The sequence below is a fragment of the Marilutibacter maris genome (assembly GCF_006546735.2).
GTDB classification, from domain to species: Bacteria; Pseudomonadota; Gammaproteobacteria; order Xanthomonadales; family Xanthomonadaceae; genus Marilutibacter; species Marilutibacter maris.
The window spans coordinates 1-5,065 of record NZ_VICD02000275.1; the positions used below are offsets into that span (position 1 = coordinate 1).

The 5,065-nt window shown below is 71.3% G+C and carries 4 protein-coding genes and 1 riboswitch; of the genes, 2 read left to right on the plus strand and 2 right to left on the minus strand.

What is annotated here, in order from left to right; translation table 11 throughout:
- Positions 1-18: 18 nt before the first annotated feature.
- Positions 19-1,218, minus strand: a complete 1,200-nt coding sequence (gene metB, locus FKV24_RS15670) for a cystathionine gamma-synthase (RefSeq protein ID WP_141483054.1) — start codon at positions 1,216-1,218, stop codon at positions 19-21.
- Positions 1,215-2,360 (minus strand): homoserine O-succinyltransferase MetX, encoded by a 1,146-nt coding sequence (gene metX / locus FKV24_RS15675; RefSeq protein ID WP_141483055.1) that lies wholly within the window; start codon positions 2,358-2,360, stop codon positions 1,215-1,217. The genes metB and metX overlap by 4 nt, the downstream gene beginning before the upstream one ends.
- A gap of 110 nt (positions 2,361-2,470) precedes the next feature.
- Positions 2,471-2,579: riboswitch (SAM riboswitch) on the minus strand.
- 143 nt (positions 2,580-2,722) lie between these two features.
- Between metX and FKV24_RS15680 the strand changes: the two genes are divergently transcribed.
- Both FKV24_RS15680 and FKV24_RS15685 read left to right on the plus strand, forming a co-directional pair.
- Positions 2,723-3,856, plus strand: a complete 1,134-nt coding sequence (locus FKV24_RS15680; protein WP_170288340.1) for an NHL repeat-containing protein — start codon at positions 2,723-2,725, stop codon at positions 3,854-3,856.
- Positions 3,857-3,908: 52 nt separating this feature from the next.
- Positions 3,909-4,829 carry a peptidoglycan DD-metalloendopeptidase family protein gene (locus FKV24_RS15685; protein ID WP_141483057.1) on the plus strand — a complete coding sequence of 307 codons (921 nt, stop codon included), beginning with the start codon at positions 3,909-3,911 and terminating at the stop codon, positions 4,827-4,829.
- Positions 4,830-5,065 lie beyond the last annotated feature (236 nt).

A 5,065-nucleotide genomic window follows, 5' to 3' on the forward strand; every position in this document is an offset into this window, starting at 1 on the left:
GGTCCTCGGCCAGCGCGCTCATTGCGCCGCGCGCTCGCCTTCGAACGGTTTCGCGGCCGCCGCCAGCGCGCGCGCCAGCGCCGCCTCGACATCGGCCACCAGATCGTCGACCGCCTCGATCCCGACCGACAACCGCAACAGGCCGTCGCCGATGCCGGCCGCCGCGCGCGCCTCCGCGCTCATCGCCGCGTGGGTCATCGTCGCCGGATGCGCGACCAGGCTCTCAACGCCGCCCAACGACTCGGCCAGGGTGAAGCACTCCAGACCGTCGAGGAAGGCGCGCACCGCCGCCTCGCCGCCCTTGATCTCGACACTGAGCATCGCACCGAAGCCGCGCTGCTGGCGCGCGGCGACCGCGTGGCCCGGGTGCGCGGCGCGGCCGGGATAGTGGATCGCCGCGACCGCCGGATGCGACTCCAGCAGCTCGACCAGGGCGACGGTGTTCTCCTGGTGCACGCGCAGGCGCGCATCCAGGGTGCGCAGGCCGCGCAGAGTCAGGAAGCTGTCGAACGGCGAGCCGGTCAGCCCGAGGCAGTTGCCCCACCAGGCCAGTTTGTCGCCCAGCTCGGCCTCGCGCGCGATCACCGCGCCGCCGACCACATCGCTGTGGCCATTGATGTACTTGGTGGTCGAATGCACGACGATGTCGGCGCCGAACTCGATCGGCCGCTGCAGCGCCGGCGACAGGAAGGTGTTGTCGACCACCGCCACCGCGCCATGCGCATGCGCGGCCTCGATCACGAAGCGCAGGTCGGTGATCCGCAGCAGCGGGTTGGACGGTGTCTCGATCCAGACCAGCTTGGGATTCGCCGCCAGCGCCTCGGCCAGCGCGCGCGGGTCGGTGAGGTCGACGGTGAGCAGGTTGAAGGCGCCCTTGGCGGCCAACGCGTTGAACAGGCGCCAGCTGCCGCCGTAGGCGTCATGCGGCACCACCAGGGTGTCGCCCGGCTGCAGGCAGGCATGCAGGACCAGGGTGATCGCGCCCATGCCGGTCGCGGTCACCACCGCGTTGTGGCCGCCCTCCAGTTCGGCCAGCGCCTCGGCCAGCAGGTCGCGGGTCGGATTGCCGCTGCGGGTGTAGTCGTAGGTGCGCTTGTCGTTGAAGCCGGCGAAGCTGAAGTTCGACGACAACACGATCGGCGGGGTGACCGCGCCGAAGGCGGGGTCGCGATCGATACCGGCCCGCACGGCGGCGGTACACAGGCTGCGGGTGCTCATGCGGGAATCTCCTGGTTCGAGGTCGGCGCGGGGGAAGCGGGGGTGTTGGAGGCGCCTGCCAGTGCGGCGCGCAGGATCACGTCGATGTCGGCCTCCTCCTTGAGGAAGGCGTCGTGGCCGTAGGGCGAGCGCAGCACGTGCAGGCGCGGATGCGGGCAGGCGCCGGCATGCAGCGCGGCGAACAGCGCCTGCGCGTCGGCCAGCGGCACCAGCCGGTCCTCGGCCACCGCGACCACGCTGACCGGCACCCGGATCCGCGCAGGCTCGACCGCCTGCAGGTCGATCGACTCCGACAGGCGCAGGTAGGCGGTCGGCGAACTGCGACCGACGAAGCGCGCCGCGCAATGGTCCAGATAGTCCTCGGCGCCGACCCGTACCCGCCCTTCGACCACCCGCGCCGGCGCGAAGCGCTCGTCGAACTCCTCCGGGGTGCGGTAGCTCAGGATCGCGAACTGGCGCGCCAGGGCCAGGCCGTGGGTCTCGTCGCACTGCAGCGAGCCCAGCGCCACCGCGCGGCGCTGCAAGGCGCGCCAGGCGCTGGCGTAGGGGTGGGCGCGGTGGACGCCGCTGATCGCGACCAGCTGGCCCAGCCGGTCGCCGTGCAGGACCGCGAACTGCAGACCCACCATCGCGCCGTAGGAGCTGCCGACGAAGGCGTCGATGCGTTCGATCCGCAGCGCGTCGAGCAGGGCCGCGACGGCCTCGGCCTGGTCGGCCGGATCCAGCGGCACATCGAGCGTGCCGTCGGCGCCCAGCCAGTCGAGCGAAACGATGCGGCAGCGCCGCGGATCCAGCGCACGCCCCTCGCCGACCTGCGCCGGCCACCAGCCCGGCGCCGGAAAGGCACGACTGGGAGCGAGGTGGCGGTCGGCGGAGATGCCGCCGGCGACGAACACGACCGGCGCTTGCGTGCCGGCGGTCCGATCCTGGATCTCGTAGCGCAGCACCACCTCGCGCACGCCGGCATGGCGCAACGTAAGGACGACCGCGATCTCGCCGCGCACCGCATCGCCACGATCGACGGCGGAGACGTTGGTCGGGACGGGAACGGCGGCGGCGCAGGCGGGGCCGCCCGCGTCGAAGCGCGGCGGACAGGCGGCCTCGACGGGCTCGGATGCGTTGGTGCTGTGGGTCAGGCTCATGGCGTGGATCCGGTATGACGGGGCCATCGAGCCAGACGCAGCGTCCGCACCGCGGATGCGGGCAAACGGCACGACCATCTTCCGGTGGGCCGTCCGGCGCATGCGCAAGGCATGCATCGGTCCGGCGGATCACCGCAGGAATTGGCACCTTGTGCAGCATTCACTGCACCGGTTGCCCCGACGTCAAAGGGCCTGTCCCTCAGTCGGTCTCGATGGATGGCCGGCAGTCTGCCAGCGCTTCCACGGCATGTCAATCGCTTTATTGCGATGAAGCGATCTATATTCTGCCGCACGCATCCGGCGACCGCACCGATTCAAAAGCGCTGGGCCGCGTCATGCCTTCCCGCATACACTCCAGACCGATGAACATTCGCCTCTCGACCCTGACGGCCACGGCCGCGCTGCTGGCCGCGGTGCTGACCGGCTGCGCCAGCGCCCCCGATGCCCGCAACACCTCCCGCTCCAGCGACGCCGCATTGACCGGTGCCGGCGGCCTGAGGCCGACCGCGGTGGTGCCGGAGAGCTTCGTGACCGACCCGGCCGACGGCGAGGAGCTGGACTCGCTGGCAACCTGGCCCACCGAGAACGGCGACACCTGGCTGATCGCGACCGCGAAGGCCAGCCACCGCCTGCTGGTATTCGACGCCGACACCGGGGCGCTGCTGCGCAGCGTCGGCGGCAAGGGCGAGGCACTGGGCCGGTTCAAGCGGCCCAACGGTGTGACCGTGCAAGGCGACCACCTGTTCGTCGTCGAGCGCGACAACCACCGCGTACAGGCGTTCAGCCTGCCCGGGTTCGCGCCGCTGGCGGTGTTCGGCGACAGCGCGCTGCGCAGCCCCTACGGCATCTGGATCCATGAGCCGGTGCCGGGCGAGTATTCGGCCTACGTCACCGACAGCTTCATGTACGGCGAGAAGTACGACCGGGTGCCGGCATGGGAAGAGCTGTCGGAACGGGTCAAGCACTTCTCGATCCGCTTCGATCCCGCCAATGGCGCACTCGATGCCCGCCTGCTCGGCCAGTTCGGCGATACCTCGCCGGAAGCGGCCCTGCGCATGGTCGAGTCGATCGCCGGCGACCCGGCCAACGACCGCCTGCTGATCGCCGATGAGGACCGCCGCCACGTGTCGACGCTGCGCGACTACACCCTTGCCGGCCAGTACACCGGCCGCAGCCTGCCCGACGCCTCGTTCGGCGCCGAGGCCGAGGGCGTCGCGCTGTGGAGCTGCCGCGACGGCGACGGCTACTGGATCGCGGTCGACCAGCTCGCACCGCTGACCGTGTTCCACCTGTTCGACCGGCGCACGCTCGAGCATCGCGGCAGCTTCAAGGGCGAGCTCACCTCCTACACCGACGGCATCACCCTGCACTCGGCGGCCACCCGCGGCTTCACCGGCGGCGCGCTGTACGCGGTGCACGACGACAAGGCGGTCACCGCGTTCGACCTGCGCGAGGTCGTGCGCGCCCTGGGCCTGAACCCCAATTGCACCGAATGAGCGGCCGCGGATAATCGCGGTACGGTTCCTGTCTTCCGCACGCCCGCCGCGCATGTCCGCTCCCCCACTCCTACGGTTCGCCGCCGCCTTCGCACTGCTGGCGCTCGCCACGCCCGATGCCGGGGCCGGCAAGCTGTATCGCTGGACCGATCCGGACGGCATCACCCACTACGGCGACCACCGCCCCGAGGCGCCGACCGGAGCGGTCACCGAGATCCCGGTCCGCGCCGAGCCCTCGGCGATGGCGCGCCTGCGCATCGAGAGCGACGCGGGCCGATACCTGGCCTGGGCCGACAACACCCTGGACGGACCGATCGAGGTGATGCTGCACTTCAACCGGCAGACCAACGTGAGCGGCATGCCGGCGCTGCCGGCGCGCGCGACCGTCCCGGCGCGCGGCAGTGCCCTGGTGTCGGTGCTGAGCCCGTCGGGCCCCGGCCACGACAGCCGCTTCGAACTGCGCCTGGACGCCCTGCCCGGCTCGCCGAACGCCCGACCGCAGGACGTCGAATACCTGCTGCCGCTGCAGCAGGACGCACTGCACATCGAACAGGGCTACGGCGGCAGCTTCAGCCATCGCGACCCGCAAAACCTGTACGCGGTCGACTTCGCCGCGCCGATCGGCACTCCGGTGCTGGCCGCGCGCGCGGGACTGGTGATGCAGGTCGAATCAGACTTCGACCAGGCCGGCCTGAACATGGAGAAGTACGGCGGCCGAGCCAACCTGATCCGCATCCTCCACGACGACGGCACCATGGCGCTGTACGCGCATCTGCGCGAGGGTGGCGTGCATGTCAGGGTCGGCCAGCGGGTCCGCGCCGGCCAGGTCATCGGCCTTTCCGGCAACACCGGCTTCACCACCGGCCCGCATCTGCACTTCGTGATCCAGGTCAATCGCGGCATGCGCCTGGAATCGCTGCCGTTCCGGATGCGCGGCCCACAGGGCAGCCTGCGTTTCAGCCTGCCGCAGTGACCACGCGCTGTTTCAGGTCCCGGCGGGCGGCGGCGCAAGCCGATCGGCAGCGGACCTGGAGGCGGGGTGCCTGGTCGCGGTGCTGTGCCGGCTGAAGGCTTGTCCGTCCGTGCTGCCCCCAAGGCGCCGTCAGGGCCGCCGGTGATGCCCGTGGATCGGCGCGGCCGGACCGCCCGTTCATCTTCGCTCGCGAAAAGCGGGGCGGCGGGGCGGGCAGCTTCCCGGCTTGCCCCCCC

Coding starts and splice junctions, on each gene's coding strand:
- metX (WP_141483055.1), bottom strand. CDS start 2,360: ATGAGCCTGACCCACAGCACCAACGCATCCGAGCCCGTCGAGGCCGCC.
- metB (WP_141483054.1), bottom strand. CDS start 1,218: ATGAGCACCCGCAGCCTGTGTACCGCCGCCGTGCGGGCCGGTATCGAT.
- FKV24_RS15680 (WP_170288340.1), top strand. CDS start 2,723: ATGAACATTCGCCTCTCGACCCTGACGGCCACGGCCGCGCTGCTGGCC.
- FKV24_RS15685 (WP_141483057.1), top strand. CDS start 3,909: ATGTCCGCTCCCCCACTCCTACGGTTCGCCGCCGCCTTCGCACTGCTG.